The 20,131-nt window shown below is 41.5% G+C and carries 15 protein-coding genes; 1 reads left to right on the top strand and 14 read right to left on the bottom strand.

The window, feature by feature from the left end; genetic code table 11:
* Positions 1–147 precede the first annotated feature (147 nt).
* The 5 genes from AAHH40_RS03970 to AAHH40_RS03950 all read right to left on the bottom strand — a co-directional run bounded on the left by AAHH40_RS03970 (position 148) and on the right by AAHH40_RS03950 (position 12,163).
* Positions 148–1,656, bottom strand: a complete 1,509-nt coding sequence (locus AAHH40_RS03970) for an adenosine deaminase (protein ID WP_342219397.1) — start codon at positions 1,654–1,656, stop codon at positions 148–150.
* Positions 1,657–1,855: 199 nt separating this feature from the next.
* Positions 1,856–2,644 carry a TatD family hydrolase gene (locus AAHH40_RS03965; protein ID WP_342219396.1) on the bottom strand — a complete coding sequence of 263 codons (789 nt, stop codon included), beginning with the start codon at positions 2,642–2,644 and terminating at the stop codon, positions 1,856–1,858.
* The gene (gene holB, locus AAHH40_RS03960) at positions 2,638–3,621 is read right to left on the bottom strand and encodes a DNA polymerase III subunit delta' (protein ID WP_342219395.1); all 984 of its coding nucleotides are present in this window, start codon (positions 3,619–3,621) and stop codon (positions 2,638–2,640) included. The genes AAHH40_RS03965 and holB overlap by 7 nt, the downstream gene beginning before the upstream one ends.
* Positions 3,618–4,277: a dTMP kinase gene (gene tmk, locus AAHH40_RS03955; protein WP_342219394.1), complete on the bottom strand. Its 660-nt coding sequence runs from the start codon at positions 4,275–4,277 to the stop codon at positions 3,618–3,620. The genes holB and tmk overlap by 4 nt, the downstream gene beginning before the upstream one ends.
* A gap of 353 nt (positions 4,278–4,630) precedes the next feature.
* A complete protein-coding gene (locus tag AAHH40_RS03950; protein WP_342219393.1) occupies positions 4,631–12,163 on the bottom strand; it encodes an ankyrin repeat domain-containing protein in 7,533 nt (2,510 codons plus the stop codon).
* A 274-nt stretch (positions 12,164–12,437) separates the two neighbouring features.
* On the opposite strand from AAHH40_RS03950, the gene AAHH40_RS03945 reads away from it, so the two are divergent.
* Entirely contained in the window at positions 12,438–12,719 is a 282-nt protein-coding gene (locus AAHH40_RS03945; protein WP_342219392.1) for a hypothetical protein, read from the top strand.
* Between the two features lie 145 nt (positions 12,720–12,864).
* Here AAHH40_RS03945 and mltG read toward each other — a convergent pair whose 3' ends face one another.
* The 9 genes from mltG to AAHH40_RS03900 form a co-directional block, all read right to left on the bottom strand.
* Positions 12,865–13,956: an endolytic transglycosylase MltG gene (gene mltG, locus AAHH40_RS03940; protein WP_342219391.1), complete on the bottom strand. Its 1,092-nt coding sequence runs from the start codon at positions 13,954–13,956 to the stop codon at positions 12,865–12,867.
* A gap of 6 nt (positions 13,957–13,962) precedes the next feature.
* Positions 13,963–15,198 (bottom strand): beta-ketoacyl-ACP synthase II, encoded by a 1,236-nt coding sequence (fabF, locus tag AAHH40_RS03935; RefSeq protein WP_342220797.1) that lies wholly within the window; start codon positions 15,196–15,198, stop codon positions 13,963–13,965.
* An 84-nt stretch (positions 15,199–15,282) separates the two neighbouring features.
* The gene (acpP, locus tag AAHH40_RS03930) at positions 15,283–15,549 is read right to left on the bottom strand and encodes an acyl carrier protein (RefSeq protein ID WP_342219390.1); all 267 of its coding nucleotides are present in this window, start codon (positions 15,547–15,549) and stop codon (positions 15,283–15,285) included.
* Positions 15,550–15,688: 139 nt separating this feature from the next.
* Positions 15,689–16,429 carry a 3-oxoacyl-ACP reductase FabG gene (gene fabG / locus AAHH40_RS03925; RefSeq protein ID WP_342219389.1) on the bottom strand — a complete coding sequence of 247 codons (741 nt, stop codon included), beginning with the start codon at positions 16,427–16,429 and terminating at the stop codon, positions 15,689–15,691.
* A gap of 10 nt (positions 16,430–16,439) precedes the next feature.
* Positions 16,440–17,369, bottom strand: coding sequence for an ACP S-malonyltransferase (fabD, locus tag AAHH40_RS03920; RefSeq protein WP_342219388.1), 930 nt, complete (start codon positions 17,367–17,369; stop codon positions 16,440–16,442).
* 137 nt (positions 17,370–17,506) lie between these two features.
* Positions 17,507–18,457 (bottom strand): beta-ketoacyl-ACP synthase III, encoded by a 951-nt coding sequence (locus AAHH40_RS03915; protein ID WP_342219387.1) that lies wholly within the window; start codon positions 18,455–18,457, stop codon positions 17,507–17,509.
* Positions 18,454–19,491: a phosphate acyltransferase PlsX gene (plsX, locus tag AAHH40_RS03910; RefSeq protein WP_342219386.1), complete on the bottom strand. Its 1,038-nt coding sequence runs from the start codon at positions 19,489–19,491 to the stop codon at positions 18,454–18,456. The genes AAHH40_RS03915 and plsX overlap by 4 nt, the downstream gene beginning before the upstream one ends.
* A gap of 8 nt (positions 19,492–19,499) precedes the next feature.
* Complete coding sequence (gene rpmF / locus AAHH40_RS03905) at positions 19,500–19,676, bottom strand: 50S ribosomal protein L32 (RefSeq protein ID WP_342219385.1); 177 nt, start codon at positions 19,674–19,676, stop codon at positions 19,500–19,502.
* Positions 19,677–19,752: 76 nt separating this feature from the next.
* Positions 19,753–20,013 (bottom strand): YfhL family 4Fe-4S dicluster ferredoxin, encoded by a 261-nt coding sequence (locus AAHH40_RS03900; RefSeq protein WP_342219384.1) that lies wholly within the window; start codon positions 20,011–20,013, stop codon positions 19,753–19,755.
* Between the last annotated feature and the right edge of the window lie 118 nt (positions 20,014–20,131).

Genomic DNA, 20,131 nt, shown 5'->3' with positions numbered 1-20,131 from the left:
TGATTAATGGCTTTATTTAGTGGTATCGCTTCTGCCATCTTTTTTTCACTATAATATCGTCATTGCGAGCACCGTAGGTGCGTGGCAATCTAGGAAGTATGAAATTGTGGATGCCACGCTCATTACATTCGCTCGCCATGACGATGATTAATAACAGTGCGGTTTCATAAAGGTTTGTTCAAATTTTAAAAATTGTTGTTCTAATTTCCATTGGGTATTGGCTTTTTCACTGCTAGCCAAGAAACGTTGACAAGTGGAAAACAGTTTACCGGTGCGTAAACTATCCCTACAAGACAAAACCGGATGTTGATAATTGGCATCTTGCCATAAACTCACCCCGGGTAAAAAGCTATACTGAATACTGTTACGTGCTAATTGTTTTAAGGTCGAATAAGTAAAATGATAGTTTAAAACCGCTAGTTTGAATTGCTCAGTCAGATTGGTTCTTAATACACCTTCATCATCCGTAGATAAAGCCACAGGTACGTGATGTTGTCTATACAGTAGTATCGGATGTTGTCGACCCTTAACGTTCAAGATTGCTGCATTACTACTGAGGTTAATTTCAACTAATATCCGCTTTTTAGCCATTTCCTGCATTAATTGCGCCGCATGATCTTCATGACGAATATCCACGCCGTGACCAATCCGATTCGCATGCGCTATTTCTACGGCTTCACGGATATGAAAACGTAAACCACACTGTGGCACCAAACCGGGAACCAATTCTCCAGCGTGTAAACTAATTTTTACGCGCGGATATAAATAGTGCAAAAACCCCAGCATCCGCATCTGCAAGCTATAGTCGCGCATGGATATTTTTCCATCTTCCGCTTGCACTAAATTAATCCCTACGACACGTGGATCGCGGCTCGCCAATTCGAAACCGGTTAATAGCTGCGCAAACACTTGCGCTGGTGGTTGTTCGCGTAATACTTGATATAAATAACGTAATGTAAAATTGGGGCACAACTGCTTACCGGGTCCAGTCAAAAATCCTTGCATGTGCTTTTGGTAACTATCGAATTGCTTAGAAATATCCAAGACGATAGGAATAACTCCTGTTTTTAAAAGCTTTTCACGTAAGCGACTTAAATTATCATCCCATTCGAGCTTACTGCCTAATAATCCAGACTTATCGTCATCCGGCATGATCATGAGTTCCAGATACAGTAGATTTTCTCGGCATGCTCTTTCCACTGCTTCATTCAACATCTCGGCACGATGCTTCATCAAAATAGGTAAATATTTTTCAAACGTCGCAAAAAAATGATCATGTCCCGATTCTTTCCCGGGTCGGAAATGACGCATCGACCACGCATCAATAGTTTGATTATACAAAGTTGGGAATTTTTGGATCTGCGCGATACTATATTGTTGCGGACAACTAAGATCATTCTGCACAACAGAACTTTTAGCATTGACACAGAGATCATCGTGTTTCGCATAGCGCAACATATTTTCTGCCATACTCACACCGCCAAGATGATTATGCAGATCACCGCCTTTCGGCATCGCCTGCAAAAAAACGCTTAATTTTTTCGGTTGAGTCAGTATTGAATGATAGTACGCAGCCGTTGCGTGCGACGCATCGGTTTCTGCCACGCATAAACTACCGCTCAGTAACAACAGAAAAAAAGTACATATGCGTATCATTAAACGTCTCTCTCTTAGCGGGTATTAGAAATTAATATAAAAAATCACCGTCATGGCGAGCGAGAATGTAATGAGCGTGGCCATCCACAATTTCATATTCCTGGATTGCCGCGCGCTACGCGCTCGCAATGACGATCAATATTCTACGCGCTCGCAATGACGATCAATATTCTACGTACTCGCAATGACGATTAAGTCGTTACTCGCTACGTTGTGCTTGCTTAAATAAATTAAAAAAATTAGTGGTGGTTTGTTCGGCAATTTCATCTAACGCACAATCACGCAATTCGGCTAAACATTCGGCAACATAACGCACATACGCGGGCTGATTTGGCTTACCGCGAAACGGATGTGGCGCTAAATAAGGGGCATCGGTTTCAATTAACAGGCGTTCCAAGGGTAATGTTTGCGCGATGGATTTTAAGTCAGCGGCATTTTTAAAGGTTAAAATTCCGGAAAAAGAAATATAAAAATTATTCTCTTTAATGGCCGCTTCCGCCATAGCTAAATCTTCGGTAAAACAATGCAATACGCCGCCCACTTGGTGGGCACCCTCTTCTTTTAAGATACGTAAAGTGTCTTCGCGCGCTTGTCGCGTATGCACAATAAGCGGTTTATTCACAGCAATGGCGGCGCGAATATGTTGACGAAAGCGTTGTTGTTGGCATTCTTTTTGCGTATTTTCACGATAATAATCTAAGCCTGTTTCGCCTATAGCGACAACGCAGGGATGCTGTGCAAGCTTAATCAATTCATTCAATGTCGCTTCTTCAGCCACTTGTTCGGTGGGATGCACACCGACGGACGCAGAAACATCGGTAAACTGTTCAGCAATCGTTAACACCGCCGGGAAATTGGCTAAATCAATGCATACACACAGAAAATGCATGACGCCTTCTTCTCTGGCAAAATCCAAACAACCCTTTAAGTCTTGTTTAAAATAATCTAGATCGAGACGATCCAGATGGCAATGTGAGTCAACTAACATAATTTACCTTGTATAGCCCAACGAGAAAACAGATCTTCTAACATTAACGGTAGATTCAGCGTAATTTTAGCCGTGTGCGCTTGTAATGCCATGACGTCATCAAAATACTGCAACAAAAAATCCGTCGACAAACACCTCGCTAAATGCACTAGCGCGCCTTCCATAGCACTATATCCACTCAATAATTGGCATTTTAACAATTCGCTGACGACATTCAATAACGTAGACAATAATTGCTGTGCATCCGTTTTCACATAATGTGCAGCACAGTGGATCGGATCCAGTTCTTGATTAAATAACTGCATTAAGAACGCCAATAAATCGGTATAAAACGGATAATAATTATGTTGTGCATAGCTCAATGCAAGTAACGGCGCACCAGCCGATAAATGATACAGTTTATCGACCGGTGTAGACGCTGGAAGTTGCTGCGCTAACCAAGCCGTCGCTAGCGATTTTTCTGGCGGTGTAAAACGAATCACTTGGCAACGGCTGCGAAGTGTCGGTAGTAAACGCTCAATTTTTTCGGTCAGTAAAATAAATAAGCTACGCTCACTGGGTTCTTCTAAACTTTTTAATAAGGCATGACTGGCGGCCAGTAATAAACTATCCGCCGGATTAATCACAATAATTTTGTAGGCCGCTTGACTGGTGTGATTTAATTTTTCTATCACCGCACGTACTTGATCAATTTTAATGCCCTGACTGGATTTTTCCGTCGCCAGCAAACACAGATCCGGATGCGTACCCGCTGCTACCCATACGCAATCGCGACAACGCTGACAAGCCATCTGATTCACTGCTTGTTTACATAATAAGGTTTTGGCAAAATTTGTCGCAAATAAAGCTTTACCTAAACCGGCTTGCCCTACCAGCAACAAGGCATGCGCTAAACGACCCTCTTGATGACAGCGATACAGTTGCTGCCATTGTTGGGTATGCCATGGCAAAGGGACCGAATAGTTATTCAGCATCATTCTTCATCCGATTTTACCCATAACGCTAATAGTTGATCCAACACCCGCTTAATTTGTTTTTGCACATCTTTTACCGAACGACTGGCATCAATCACATGATAACAATCAGACATTTGTTTGGCCCGCTCTAGATAGCTGGCACGTGCACGCGTAAAGAAATCTTGCTTTTCCGCTTCAATGCGATCCACCGCTTTTCGATGATGCGTACGCCGTAAGGCAATATCCACCGGCGCATCGAGTAATAACACCGCATCGACTTTCAAATCTTGTTGCACCCATAACTGTAAACTACGAATAAAGGCTAAATCGAGACCTCTGCCGCCACCCTGATAAGCATAACTGGTTTCGGTAAATCGGTCACAGAGCACCCAATCACCACGCTGCAAGGCCGGTTTAATGACATAGTGAATATGCTGCGCACGCGCGGCAAAAAATAATAACAATTCTGTTTCTGGAATGATGGTTTCGGGTGCAAAATCGGATTGTAACACTAAAGCCCGTATGGCTTCTGCTACTTGCGTGCCGCCGGGTTCGCGTGTGACAGTCAGCGAGATACCCGCTTGTTGTAAATAATCAGCAACAAACTTGAGTTGCGTGGATTTTCCTACCCCTTCGATGCCTTCCAAGGTGATAAAACGCGCTTGCGTGACTTGCATAACACTTCCAATGAAATATTTCAGCAATTATACGCATAATAGTAAGGGTTTCGCGAATAGTGCATAACAAACTTTTGTCATTGCAAGCACGTAGCATATTGATTGTCATTGCGAGCGCATAGCGCGCGGCAATCTATGGATGGCCACGCTCATTACATTCGCTCGCCATGACGTTGTTCTATCCATCATGGCGAGGCTCATAAACAAACCTTGTCATTGCGAGCGCCAAAGGCGCGCGGCAATCTATGGATGGCCACGCTCATTACATTCGCTCGCCATGACGGTGTTCTATCCGTCATGGCGAGGCTCATAAGCAAACCTTGTCATTGCGAGCGCCAAAGGCGCGCGGCAATCTATAGTCGACTAAGATTCTGAGTCGGAGCAGGTCCATTCAAACGAGCTGTAGCATTTTGATTGGCAGCGCCATTAAAGAAACCGGAGCGCGTTAATCCTAAAAAACGGGCTGGACTAGCCATGCTTTCGTTGCTTGCTGCACGCGCATATACATCATTATCTCTCGGTTGAAAGCTGGATGATGTAGGGCAAGCTATATCTTTAATTTCATTCAACATTTTTTCCAAAGCAAATAAGTTCTCGGTAAATTCTGTTGCTTCGTTCCATGGTATATGATTGCGTTTAATAAATTGTTCAAGCTCTTCTTGTCGATCTTCTAATCGATATTGGATCCATTCTAGTTTTTGCCAATCAATTCGCGTATGCAATTCTCGTAACTGCTCCTCCAGCGCATTTAATTTTGTATCCCATAATGCTTGTTTCATTAAAAATACATTGACTAATTGATATCGAGTGTCAGTAGCAGCAGCTGGCTTTGAAAAAAACTTGTTGATAATCGCCACAGTTAACTGTCCTAACATTATCCAGCCATCGATAGGATCAAAAATGCGTTGTGGCAATTGTGGAGTAACAATAGCGGTTGTTTTTTCTCCCTCACACGCGACTGAGGGGCGGCCATACCATTCTAGTGGTTGGCAATTAGCAAAGTTATCTTCTGGCTGCTCAAAAGCGGTAGGACGAGTTTCAAAAGGAATGTTATGGAAAAAATTAATCCTTGCATTGGGAATACTACAACTTACTCCATTTACAAATTGTTGATCGGTATCCACTAGATTTAAAGAAACACATTTTTTTAATGGCACATCACTAGCATCAAGCGTGTGCTTTTGAATAACATTGAGCTGATCAGTTAGATGGGAAGTTTTATTACCTAATAGTTGAGATTGATTAAGTAAATCTGGATTGCCAGAAAAATTTATGTCCTGTAAATAAACACTCAGATTCGTGATATTTGCTCCTAAATTCGTAAAAATTTCTCCTGTTGCGCGTACAATATTTTCTGCTAATAAGCGTGGGAATTGAATCCAGCTCTGTAAACCTGATGCACTTGAAGTAGCAGTGGGATCAGATATATCTTCAGCTGCACGACGCCGTCTAAATACATTAATCTCATTCGTTTCTTCACCCGAATAGTCCTCGGTATGATCTTCTACTGAGGTCGCATTAATATCGTTAATAATATCATTATCTAAATAATGTTCCTGATCCCGACTGACCTCAATCTCGCTAGCATTAGTAGGTTGATTGGTTGGATGTAAATCAAGTGGTTGGGAACTCAGAATCGCTAAGGATGCTGCTCTTAAATTGGCAAGACGTGCATTGCTGGCCTCCTCAAAATCTTTTGTTGCATTAAGCTGGGTTAATTTATTTTTTAAGGCTATTTTCTTATTAGTAAACTGCAATGTTAACGTTTTTAATATAGGTTCTTGAAAAAATTTCTCTACTATCAACGTAAAAGGTAACACTTGATTAGAACTATTACTGAGCATATTCGTCCATAATAAATTAGTTTGATTATGGTGGAAAAAAGCACCCGGTTGGTAGGCATGTGGAATAATAATATCGCTATCTACTGCAACATCTTTTATACCGACAATCGCCAGCTCATGCTGTGAACCAAATTTTAATGGCTCGGGTTTTAAATGCAGATGCGAATGACGACCGGCTATCCGATGTGCTTGAAGCCCATTTAAATAAATGTGTAAATATTTTTTATGCCAATGATTCTGTACATCTTTCAAGAGAATTTCAACAATCGGAATAGCTTTCTTTGCAGGAGTCCATTCTGTCTGCATCCCAACCATAAGTTTCAAATCATTCTTGCCTAATTTATTTCTCTTATTTGGCTTCTCGAATCGAATCTTAGTGGTTGCATTTATTGCTCGAACTTGTGCATTTAACTCTCGTAAATCTAAGCTATCAACATGCGTATCCTCAGGACGACGATACAGCACGACTTCCTTTACGGGTAATTGTGACTTTAATAAAGATTCCATTCCCGATTTAATAACAAATAGCCCTTCTCCACCATTCCCATTCAGATGTGTTCTCGCTAAAGGGTTATTATACATGACTTCTCGGCCGTTATGGCCTATAACAACTGTCTCATTTTGCAATGTAGTGATGATAAAAATTATATTTAAACGACGGGCAATAGGCGGATAAATACGCATAATATCTTTTATGCTTTGATCCGTCTTAAGAGTAATATAAAGATTTTTTTTGCCTATTATAAGCTCCGCATTATCTATAAACTGAAGGCTCGTGCTAGCCGATAAATAGGCATTTAATTCGAATGTAAAATCTTCCACACTCTCATCATTGATTAAATTTAATAACGCATGGCGTATTTCATGTGGCTGGGTTAATGTCACATTAAAACTATCCGCCGCTGGGTTTACCAAATGTTTTTTCAAAAGCTCTCGTGTTCGATTAGTTTGTAATTGCGTAGGCAGAACAAAAGGCGCTTTATAGCTATCCGATTTAAATTGATATGCTATGCTTACATTGGCTGTTGCATTAGGCTGAGAGAAGGAAATTTTATCCGTCTTTCGAGAAAGTGTTCTCATTCTATGATCTATGAAATGCAATTTAATCGCTTGTGATTGTTCATCGTCTGATGTAGAAAATGAGATAGAAGATACATCTGAAATAAGCGCATTAAAAACAAATTGCTGTTTTAACGGTTTAGTATTCGCATTATCCTCAGTCCTTGTTAAGTTAACGGCAACGTTTCCTTTACCAGGTAAAATGTAATAGGTAAAGTTACCGACTTCTGCTGCATTAGTAACAACAGTATTCGGATGTAAATGCATTTTCAAATTATAATCACAACTCGTATTTCTAGGAATTAAAAGGATATCTGGATTTCTTAACGTTGGCCCACCTTCTGTATCAATCACTTCTGTAGCACAAGCCGCCGTTACAGTGAGAGGAAAAGTCCCTCCGACGAGTTTCTCTATGCTGGTAAGCGCCAGCGTATTATTTCCAGCTTGCAAATAACCTTCATTTAAATCGATTTCTATTCTAATTGCGGGCTGAAATCCGGATAAAATTAAGCTATCTGACCCTTCTGCTCCATTTAAACCACCGTTCTCTTCTCCGTCTATAGGAAGTGCCGTCCAGACTTGCGTAGCTTGTACTATATAAACATCGTCCTGCTTGCCACCTTCATAGTCTTTAGCACCATTATTGACCATAAAAATATTTGGAATATCCTCAAAACCCACTGCATGATCTACTCCTTCACCTAGGTTGTAAAAGGCTGCGTTTCCTGTACTGTTAATATTCGTCAGGCCTAATGCCCTATCACAGGCATAAGCCCCCCCTTTAGGGAGTGATTTGCCTTCTTCGCCGCCTGTCGGCACGCAAAGCAGTTCGCTGCCCTCGGGCGCTGTAATTTCTTCTCGAGTTAAAGTAAAACCAATGAGCTTATCTTTGAAATAGACATAATTATCTTCGTAGTCAGTAAAAGTGGGATCACATACTGTTTTCTCATTGGTACAAGTAGGGGGAAAAGAGAGCCCTCCTCCAGAACAAGATCGTTCTCCAATAACGATACGACAACTTTTACCTGTCTCGTTAATAGCGGGAAAAATAATGTGTTTAACTTGAGGATGGTTTTTTAGAAATTCTAACTTTTTGGGTAAGATGCGACTGTATTCAGTTACTTCATCAACCATTTTCTTTATATAGTCCTCGGGGCCCAGAGCTAAAAAAGCCAGGCCGCCTTCTTTAAGTTTCTCCCAATCCGTTAAATGAACAGCATGATTCTCTCCTTCAACTATTTCTACATCATCATAGATTCTATTTACCACCATGACGATAGCCACCACAACTTCGCCAGCTGGCCCCGTCACGCTAGAAATAGCCAATTCTGCCATCGTTTCAGAAGTTGCCTCAGCCACTTCTACGGCTATTTCTACTCCATCAACGCTGGTGTAAACAATATCGCTGGCCACACGAACCTTAGCATCCTGAAGCGCATTCGTGTCATTCGTATTTAATGCTTTAACATCCTTTACCAAGTTATAAATATTTAATAGCGCAGTCCCTCGGCCTACGACGCGTGAACCTCCTCGCCACAGTTTACTCTGAACTGCCTTTCCTTCCGTCAACACGCTCAATCCCTTTTCATCTAAGCGTTCAGCAGCTTTTCCTAACCCATAACCTGATGCTTTAAATCCAGCAAGCTGGATAGCTGCGGTAGCATTACCTTTAGATAAGTCAACGAGTGCCTCTTCGAAGAACATACCATCAGTGCCATGAGATAAAATGCTTGCCGTTGTTTGCAGATGACTGGTTGTTTTTTGATTATGCACCAGCGTTGCAACTTCTTCTTGCTTAGTTCCACCCACGCGGCGAGTGGCCACATAATCTAAAGCTTCAGATTGCTTGGCTTCGGATAACTTGGCCAGTTCTTCAAGCAAGGGTTTACTATCTATTGTGCAAAGACCGAGCTCACGTTTGTGTCTGTTAAGACAGATAAACAATTTATTCAAATCTTGATCATAAATAATATTATCATCATCATTTATCTGAGGAGCTTTAAGAGGGGCACCTTGATAATAATTCCTTCGAAATTCCGTTAACAAGCCTTGCGTAAAGTCTGAAGGCGCGACTCCTGCTAGCTTGTCAGTCACTCTCATTAAGGGATAGAATATTTGATCATGTTTCCAAGTTTCTCTCTCAGAGGGGCTGTTGGGATTAGCATACCAATTAGTGTACTCAACAGTCTTATCACGTATTGTCTGTTGTTCTTGTGCAGAAAAACTTATCGTTCTTTCTGTTGCACTTTTAGTAAAATCGACTGGATTCAATGGGCGTAAATAGTCCGCTTTATTTTTTTGAAGCATGAAATTGACTGCTCTTGATTCAAGGCTGCTATCAGCACGATTAGGCGTAGCATGGACTAATCGTTGGGATCGCACATCAAAGACGATGCCTTCAGGCGATGGCTTAGTTTCACCTACATCACAGGCTTTAATCTTAAATCGGCCATTTTCCGGATTGCCATCGACTGAATCCTCTATATTTTTTAAATGTATTTGTTTTAAGACAAAATCGATATTATTATCCGATATTTTACTCGGAATCTGGGTTGACGACAAAGTCACAGGATCTCTTCCGCCGCTGATATAGAGATCTATATTAGTTTGGCCTGGAAACTGTTCGACAAGTTGATCGATAAAACTTGCGGGTCCAGAATCTTTATCAAAATGCGACAAAACTACTTTTTTACTGGCAGGTTCAAATGCTACGACAGCCACACATTGCTGAATATTATAAGTACCTAAATTGGCATTGTTAGCAATACCAATTTCACGTTGTAATACCACATGCGCAGAATTATCCATCTTGCCTTGGGTTAGTTTATAGGCTTGGTGGTAATGAAAAGATTCTCGCATCTGTAAATCATGCATTGAGAAATGCGGAGATTGGAACGACTGCCCTTTAAGCTCCTTGTAAAGACCGGCTAATGCCAAATGCCCCTGTAATTGTCCCAGGTTACCTCTAGAATGCAACTTACGCCGATTGGTCTCTTCATACTGAGATATCGCCAATTCACCTTCACTAACATAGGTTTTTGCTAATTTTTGATAGGCGGGTTCAAGAAAATTATACTCCTTCACCGTATGATAAATATCGATAGCTTTTTCTAAATTTATCCGTGCATCGTCATTACTGTTTTCATCTAGGTATACGTTAGCTAATTCGTCATAAGCATAAGCGAGCGAACGATGCTCAGAATAGCTAGGATTAGAATTATATAAGCGGATCGACTCTTTTAAACTAGATATAGCATCTTGATAAGCTCCATGCCGATACTTGTTCTGCCCATCACTGTACCATGCTTGCGCCTGGTCATAAGTTAGCTCAAAAGGCACAGGAGTATTTAATAAGTTACTATCTACGGTATCCAGATTTCGAAAACTGCGTGGTAATCGTATTTGTTCAGCTCTCCAAGCAGAATATTTCTCTTGTTTTACATTTTTTAAGGAATCGAGATAACTTGGATGAAAAAATTCCTCTTCTTTAGTAGCTGCGAGTATGCTACGCGTCTTCGAAACCAATTCCTCTGCATCATCTAACGAAAAAGTAGCGCGCTGCTCGTATTTTTCTAATTCGATGAATAAATCATCTAGTTCAAGCGATAATGCCTTTGAAATTTTATCATCAAGCGGATCGCTATCCCTTAAATCACCAATCGCTGTCTTCAAAAATCCGATTTCTTCAGGTATATCTACTTGATCTATTTCATCTTCCTCAAATTCAGGTGCATCTACAAACTCTTCGAGAGCCCTAGTCGCCTCTTCGACTTCTCCTACTAAAGCATGGATTAAGTTTGCTTCACTCAGTAAACGCTCGGCCATTTGTCCCGCTGTCTCGCCACTACGAATCTCAACCCCGTTAGCATCAAGAATGGGGTTATTTTTAATATTTAAATCATCTACTGTCGCGACACTCAGTAAAAACGCTAAAATCTTAGGTCCTCGCCAGGCGTCTTTAACAGCTTCGTGGATGGCGGTATTACCGTGTTTATTTTGAATACTTAAGATTTTTAAATCAGTAAATTTATAATCGCTTTTATAAATAGCGTTAACGACATCGAAATTACTGCAGATGACGGCGGTATGTAGTGGCGCATTTCCATCCAAAAGCTCCTTTATGGTAAGAAGTTCTTGAATTTTAGCCGATTCTGCGCTCGCAATAACAATATCAGTAATTTCTTTTTCTTCTTGCATTTCCGTTCGTTCATTTTCTTTTTCTTCTTTATTTCGATAAGCAGCTACCATATGCAGCGCTACTTCACCATCACGATCAAACTGTCGAAAAATTTCGTCTGGACCTGAATCAGCAATTTCCTTAACCACTAAGCTTTTTCGAAGGCCAATAGCACGATGGAAAGCAGAAAAATTTTCTTGACCTGTTTGCAAGTCGGTTTGAGCACCTTTTGCAATGAGTGATTTTGTAAGCCTAGCCCTGGCTTGTTCTGTCGCTTGCTGATCTGTCAAACCTGAAAAATCTTCACCCGTCGCAGCGGAAAGTTCTGCACGGGTTACTATCGCTGTGCTTTCAATCGCAGCCACCAAAGGCACTGTTTCGCCAGTATATTCTTGATTTCCCACTTTAACTTTGAGATGACCATTACCGAGATTCGGATCGGCATCATAGCCTAACAAACGATTCACTGCAGCCAGTTTTAGTTCATTGCAAGCATCATACAAAGGAGTTTTATGCTGAGCATCTTGACGATCAATCTCGTGGCCGGTTTCCTTAAGAAATTTAATTAAAAATAAATTTTCTTTTGCTGCGGCTAGATGTAAAAATGATTTGCGATTAGTTCGATTGACAACAAAAATATTTTTCCCTTTTAAAGCATGTCCATCAGGTAAAAAGTTATTCAATCCAGCCTGTCTAATTTTGAGAAAATCATTTGCATTAAGATTAGCTCCATCGGCTTGGATATAAGCAGCTAATAGTTGATATCGATTATTGAATTCAGTTTCTGATATGGGTGCATAAGGCATTTTTTTATTTTTCTCTGTTTTATTAAAAATTAAAATTTCTTATATTTAAGTGGGCGCGAAATATAACGATAATTTTTAATTCTGTATAGTGATTTTATTAACTATTTTTAATATACAGTTTTTTATTAAAAAAGATATTGATATCTAATAAAATTATTAACAATAAAAAAATAAGAACGATGCAAAATGCTGTTTTTCTAAGTAGAAATAGGTATATAATGGGTACTAAGTGCAGGAACCACTCATCACTTATAATAAAAGCAGGATGGCAACCATGACGAGTACACTAATGCGATTTGATACCTTAGCATGGGCTAAAAAACTTGAGAAAGCAGGTGTACCTTCTGCGCATGCTGAAGCGCAAGTTGGAATCCTTTCAGAGGTGATTGAAGATAATATTACGACTAAGCAAGACTTAGCTGAAGTAAGACGCGATATTATTCTAGAGATTGAAAAAATTAAAGCCAGTCTTAATGCTCAAATAGCTAAATGGGTTCTTGGCGTTTCTGCCGTTCAAGCTACCGTGTTAGTCAGCTTAATTCGCTACATACATTAAATAGGATAAAAAATCACCGTCATGGCGAGCGAATGTAATGAGCGTGGCCATCCATAGTTTTATATTGCTTAGATTGCCGCGCGCTCCGCGCTCGCAATGACGAAAGTTAGCTAAACTTTCGTCTCAACTCCATAGATAAAAAATACTAAAGTTCATTCAGTTTACAAAAAAACGTCCGCATCGACTTACTGAGATACCAAAGACTTTGACAGGATCTTCTTTTCTTCACGTACGGATAACGTCGATCGAGTTGATAAAGTTGTACCGCTAAATTATGTTCAGCTAAATGCGCAGAAAACTGATGTGTGCCATCGCCTTTTGCTACAAAATATAAATTTTGACTATGATCCGGATGCAAAACAGCAACAATGGAAGCCAAACTCGGACTGCCTATCGGTGTAGGTGGCAAACCTCTACGTGTATAGGTATTGTAAGGTGTGTCTTTACGTAGATCTTCAATAGTTAGTTTACCCGTGTAATGTACACCTAAACCATAAATAATACTGGCATCAATTTGCAAAGGGATACCCGCCTGCAAACGCCGCACGATCACACCCGCAATCATCGGTCGTTCTTTAGCAATCGCGGTTTCTTTTTCAACTAAGGAGGCGGCTATCAGTGCTTGATAAGAAGTTTTATACGGTAAATCGTCAGCGCGCGCTTTCCAGGCTTCATGTAATTTTTTTTCCATTAACTGATAGGACCATTTTAATAAATCGCTATCTTTAGATCCAGCGCTGAAATAATACGTCGCAGGATAAAATAAACCTTCCGGATTCTGCGCGGGTAAACCCAAATTAGCTAAGATTTGTTCCGGTGATATGTGATTTAGTTGATGTTTAACGACGGTTAAATTATTTAATGCGTTGATTAATTGTTGAAACGTCCACCCTTCAACAATGGTAAAGCGATGAAAAATGGCTTTTCCGGCTAACATTTGGTCCAACATCTGACCGGGCGTCGTCCCTGGATCAAATTGATATTCACCAGGTTTTAATTTACTGGTCGCTCCTTTAACATAGGCTAATAATAAGAAAAAACGCGGATGTGGCATGTCGCCTAGCTGCTGTAAGTCCGCGATTAAATGATGCACCGAAGCACCAGGTGCAAATACAATGTGTATCGTTTGCGTTTTACTTAAAGGCGATTGTAAAAACCGGTGATAATGCGCAACAAAATAGGTTAATAAAAAAGCGACGACCAGAATGACTAAGGCAATCAGAGTCAATCTCTTCATTAGATCTCACAATCTTGCAAACAGCAATGACGCATTGGTTCCACCAAATCCAAAAGAATTAGATAACGCATAATCCATTTTTAATTCTTGTGGTACATTCGGGACAAAATTCAGATCGACAAAATCATCATCAGGAATATTGAGCTCAGGTGGATTGCCTGGATTATCTAAATTAATAGTCGGCGGCGCCTTTTGTTCTTTGAGTGCCAAAATAGTAAAAATAGCTTCCACCGCGCCCGCTGCACCTAACAAATGGCCGGTCATCGATTTAGTCGAACTAATCGCCATCTTTTTTGCATATTCGCCAAACACACGACGGATGGCTCTTAACTCTAAATAATCACCTTGTAACGTCGATGTGGCATGCGCATTGATATAAGCGACTTTTTCTTTATCGATATTGGCATCATGCAAAGTATTTAACATCGCTGTCATCGCACCCTGCCCGTCTGGCGCTGGACTGGTCATATGATAAGCATCGGCACTCATACCAAAACCCACCAATTCGGCGTAGATTGGTGCATTACGTTGTTTGGCGCGTTCATATTCTTCTAGAACTAAAACACCGGCGCCGTCGCCTAACACAAAACCATCGCGCGCTTTATCCCATGGACGACTGGCCGCTTGTGGATCTTTGTTACGATTAGATAAAGCACGACAAGCAGAAAATCCACCTAAACCTAACGGTGTCGTCGCCATTTCTGAACCGCCCACTACCATGACATCTGCATCGCCATAAAGTATGGTCCTTGCACCCAAACCGATATTGTGTGTACCCGTGGTACAGGCCGTTACTACGGCAATATTAGGACCGCGTAACCCATAGCGTATAGAAATTTGACCGGCTAACATATTGGTAATAGCACCCGGGATAAAAAAAGGAGATATTTTTCTGGGGCCACCTTGTTCTAATTTAGTGTGGTTTTCTTCAATGAAAGGTAAACCACCAATCCCTGAGCCTACCGCAACACCGATCCTGTCGGCATTTTTTTCAGTCACTTCGAGTTTTGAATCCGCCATCGCTTCTATTGCCGCCGCTAAACCGTATTGAATAAATAAATCCATTTTGCGGCCATCTTTCGGTGTAATACCATATTTTTCTGCTTGAAAATCACGCACACTGGCAGAAATTTGACAGGGAAAAGCGGAAACATCAAATTGGGTGATAGCAGAAACGCCGCTTTTTCCTGCCAATATCGCTTCCCAAGTTGTTTTGGTATTAAGACCTAACGGTGTCATCATACCCACACCGGTTACCACTATACGTCGCTTTTTTTTCACGTTCGCCCCCTACAAATAAAAAACTGACTTATATTTTGGATGTAATTATTCTTCAGTTTCTTCAGAGTCTTCAGTTTCGACTTGATGTTGTTTGATATAATCGACGGCTTGCTGAATAGTGCGAATTTTTTCAGCTTCTTCATCTGGGATTTCGGTATCGAATTCTTCTTCTAAAGCCATGACTAATTCGACGGTGTCTAAAGAATCGGCACCTAAATCATCGACAAAAGAAGCTTCCATAGTGGCTTCTTCTTCTTTTATTTCAAGTTGATTAACCACTACCTTCTTGACACGTTCTTCGATTGTACTCACTGAGAATCTCCCCTATTTAGTATAAATAAAACCTGTCGCTTAGTTTATTCAATTCCTGAATGAACGCAAGTCACTTTACTCAAATTAACTAATTAAGTTTACGCTTATAAACTTAAACCATGTTAAAAGCCATCCCTGTTCAATTCATATACATTCCGCCGTTGACATGTAAAGTATTACCTGTCACATAGTCAGCCCACTCCGATGCTAAAAAAACACAGGCATGCGCGATGTCCATCGCTGAGCCTAATCGTCGCACTGGAATTTTTTCTAGTAACGATGTGCGTTGCTTTTCATTTAATTGACGGGTCATATCGGTTTCTACAAATCCTGGCGCCACAACATTAGCAGTGATATGCCGTGTTGCAACTTCTTGCGCTAAAGCTTTAGTAAAACCGATTAATCCGGCTTTTGCAGCGGCATAATTGGCTTGGCCTGGATTTCCAGTACACCCTACTATAGAAGCAATATTAATAATACGTCCATACTGTGCTTTCAACATCGGCTTTAAACACAGTTGCGTTAATTTAAAAACGGCGCTTAAATTAGTCTCTAGCACAGCATTCCATTCATCAGCTTTCATCCGCAATAAAAGATTATCACGCGTAATGCCTGCATTATTCACCAATATATTAGGCAGCCCAAACGTAGCTAATTCGCCCATTAAATTTTTTATCGACGCTTCATCGTTTAAATTTAAAACAAAACCTTTACCTTTCAAGCCTTGCTCTTGCAATGTGTGGGAAATTTTTTCTGCGCCGGCAACACTGGTTGCTGTTCCAGCAACCAGTGCACCTTGTTGTGCTAGCGCGACAGCAATCGCTGCGCCAATACCACGACTGGCGCCGGTTACCAAAGCGACTTTATTCTTTAATAACATAAATCTTCCCTTAACCGATTAAGGCTTCTTGGAGTATTTCCGGATCCTGTATCGAGAGTGTGGGTATCGATGTGATACGCTTATTTAAACCGGTTAATACTTTGCCCGGACCACATTCAATAAATTCTTCGATCCCACGTTTCTCAAGCGCTTGAATTATTTCTACCCAACGTACGGGATTATACAGTTGTTCGACTAAAGCTTTTTTTATCATAATCGGATCGTGTTCGATACCGACATCGACATTATTGATAAAAGGGATATGGGGTACTGAAATATGAATAGTTTGCAAGGTTTCTGCTAAATGTTCTGCAGCGGGTTTCATTAAAGCACAATGTGATGGCACACTAACGGGAATAAGTTTCGCTAATTTAGCACCGGCTTGTTTGGCGTGTTCGACCAATCGACCCACCGCAGCCGCATTCCCTGCCACCACCGTTTGTCCGATGGCATTATAATTCGCTGGCGCTAAGACTTGACCTTCAGCCAGCGACTCACATAAAGCCTGTAATTTATCATTGTCTAAACCCACGATAGCCGCCATCGCACCGACGCCAGGCGGAACTGCTGCCTGCATTAAACGTCCTCGTTCAGCCACCAAACGTACCGCTGTCATAAAGTCCAGCGCATCGCCGCATACTAATGCAGAGTATTCACCCAAGCTATGACCTGCCATAAAGGTCGGTTTAATACCACGCTGTTGCTTCCAAACTCGCCATAAAGCCACGCTCGCTGTCAACAAAGCCGGTTGTGTATTTTCCGTTTGATTGAGTGCAGCCTCTGGACCTTCTTGACACAATTCCCATAAATCAAACTTTAAGACGTGTGAAGCCTCCATGAATGTTTCTTGAATTAAAGGATAGTCTTTAGCAAACTCGGCTAACATACCTAATGTTTGCGAACCTTGCCCCGGAAAAATAAATGCAATTTTTTTAGTCATTATAATTACTCATTTAGATAGTCCATAAATAGAACTCAGCAATGTACATATGGATGGCCACGCTCATTGCATTCGCTCGCCATGACGGTGTTCTCCTCGTCATTGCGAGCGCGTAGCGCGCGGCAATCTACACATTTTTAGTAGCGTACTAAAGCAGAACCCCAGGTTAACCCTGCGCCAAAGCTTTCCATTAATAATAATTGTCCACGTTGCACACGGCCATCTCGCACCGCAACATCTAAAGCTAACGGAATAGAAGCAGCTGATGTATTGCCATGTTGATCTAATGTCACCACCACATGCTGCATGGTCATTTTAAGTTTATTCGCCATGGCTTGAATAATACGTAAATTAGCCTGATGCGGAATTAACCAATCAATATCTTTTTTATTTATCTTATTCGCGGCTAAAGTTTCTTCTAATACCGCACTTAATTTATTCACCGCAATCTTAAACACATCACTACCTTGCATTTTAAGATGCGGAACATCATCCTTTTTTAAACCGGTACCTAGTGACAATAAATCTTTATAAGATCCCGCAGCATGTAGATGGGCAGAAATAATGCCTGGTTCTTTGGCGGCTTGCAGGAGCACCGCACCGGCCCCGTCACCAAATAAAATACAGGTCGAACGATCTTCCCAATTGATAATATTCGACATGCTTTCACTGCCGATGACGAGTGCCGTCTGAACCACACCGTTACGAATAAATTGATCAGCAACACTCAAAGCATAATTAAAACCCGCGCAAGCCGCTACGACATCAAAGGCCGGGCAACCATCTTCACCCAACGCCGCTTGTACTAAACAGGCGGTACTAGGAAAAAATTTATCGGGGGTGCTCGTGGCAACGATAATCAGCTCTATATCTTTTGCGGTAACATCGGCCGCCAGCAAGGCTTTTTTTGCAGCCGCGGTCGCCATACTCGCGGTGCTATCGTTAGGACCAATAATGTGACGTTCGCGTATGCCGGTACGTTCGACTATCCATTCATCCGTGGTAGCCACCATTTTTTCAAGTTCGGCATTGGTTAGTATTCTTTCCGGCAAATAACTACCGGTGCCTGCAATACGTGAATATTTCATAAAGACTGTTCAGATTCCTTCAATAAACCGGTCACTTGTTCGCGTATACGTTCGGGAATATTTTTTTGCACTTCTAAAATTGCTTCATTAATCGCATTTTTAAAAGCGAATACGTTCGCGCTGCCGTGACTTTTAATCACTATGCCACGCAAACCCACTAAGCTTGCGCCGTTATAGTGCGCCGGATCAAATTGTTTACGTAATCCTTTCAATACATGTAACGCCATTAAACCGGAGAGACGTGAAAACCAATTACGATTAAACGCTAATTTAATATAATGGCTCATTAATTTTGCCACACCTTCGGTGACTTTCAACGCGACATTGCCGACAAAGCCATCACAGACGATCACATCCGCTAAACCTTGATAAATGGCATCGCCCTCGATGTATCCGATATAATTGATGTGTGCATTCTTTAATAATTCAGCGGCCTTTTTAACCTGCTCATTGCCTTTGATTTCTTCAGAACCAATATTCAATAAGGCTACGCGCGGACTCGGAATATTGTCGATCTCAGAACTTAATACCGAGCCCATAATGGCAAATTGCAGTAGATGTTCAACTTCAGTATCGACATTCGCGCCCAGATCTAAGACACGCACTTTGGTCTGTTCTTTCATAGTGGGGAGCATCGCACTGATAGCCGGTCTATCAATGCCCGGTATGGTTTTCAATACAAAACGTGCAGTCGCCATCAATGCTCCGGTATTGCCGGCGCTGACGCACGCCTGAGCCTCGCCTTCTTTGACTAAATTAATCGCAACGCGCATGGAAGAATCTTTTTTATTACGCAACGCCAAAGCCGGAGGTTCGTCCATGGATACGACTTGACTTGATGCGTGTAGCGTCAATTGACTCGACATTGGCTTGGTTTTTGCCAGCTTCAACTGCTCTTGCAAGGCATCCAAGTCACCGACAAGAATAATATGTAGTTCAGGCTCCTCCTGAAGGGCTAAGAGCACAGCGGGTACTATCACGGAGGGACCGTAGTCGCCTCCCATAGCATCGATAGCCAGAGTATAACGAGACATTTAAGGTGTTATTCCTTGGCTTTTAGGACCTTTTTTCCACGATAATAGCCATCTTTGGTGATGTGGTGGCGGATATGGGTTTCGCCACTGGTTGCATCAATCGAGACAGCTGGCGAAGTTAATGCATCATGCGCACGGCGCATGTTTCTTTTCGAGCGAGATTTACGTGATTTTTGGACTGCCATGATGGCCCTCTTATGTAAGCAATTCTAAAAGACGCATATTATGCGGTCTGATGGTCGAAAAAACAACCGGCGTTTTTTATTTCACTCCAGCTGCTTTGACCAAGCCTTGATACTTCAATAACAACTGTTCAGAGGTTTCTTTATACTCAGGATTAATGACGATACAGGCTACTGGACAGACTTCAACACACTGCGGGGCGTCAAAATGGCCTACACACTCGGTACATTTGTTGGGCTTGATTTCATAGATAAACTCACCCTGAATGATGGCTTCATTCGGACATTCGGGCTCACATACATCACAATTGATGCAATCATCGGTTATTAGTAAAGCCATCGCATACCTATTGTTCTTAAGTAAATCACTGTCATGGCGAGCGAATGTTCATTCGCGTGGCCATCCAGGGATTGCCGCGCGCCTTTGGCGCTCGCAATGACAATACTCTTTAAAACAA

It is taken from the genome of Rickettsiella endosymbiont of Miltochrista miniata (genome assembly GCF_964031245.1).
Classification (GTDB): domain Bacteria; phylum Pseudomonadota; class Gammaproteobacteria; order Diplorickettsiales; family Diplorickettsiaceae; genus Aquirickettsiella.
The sequence above is the reverse complement of the archived record's forward strand: the minus strand, read 5'-3'. Positions and strand labels throughout refer to the sequence as shown.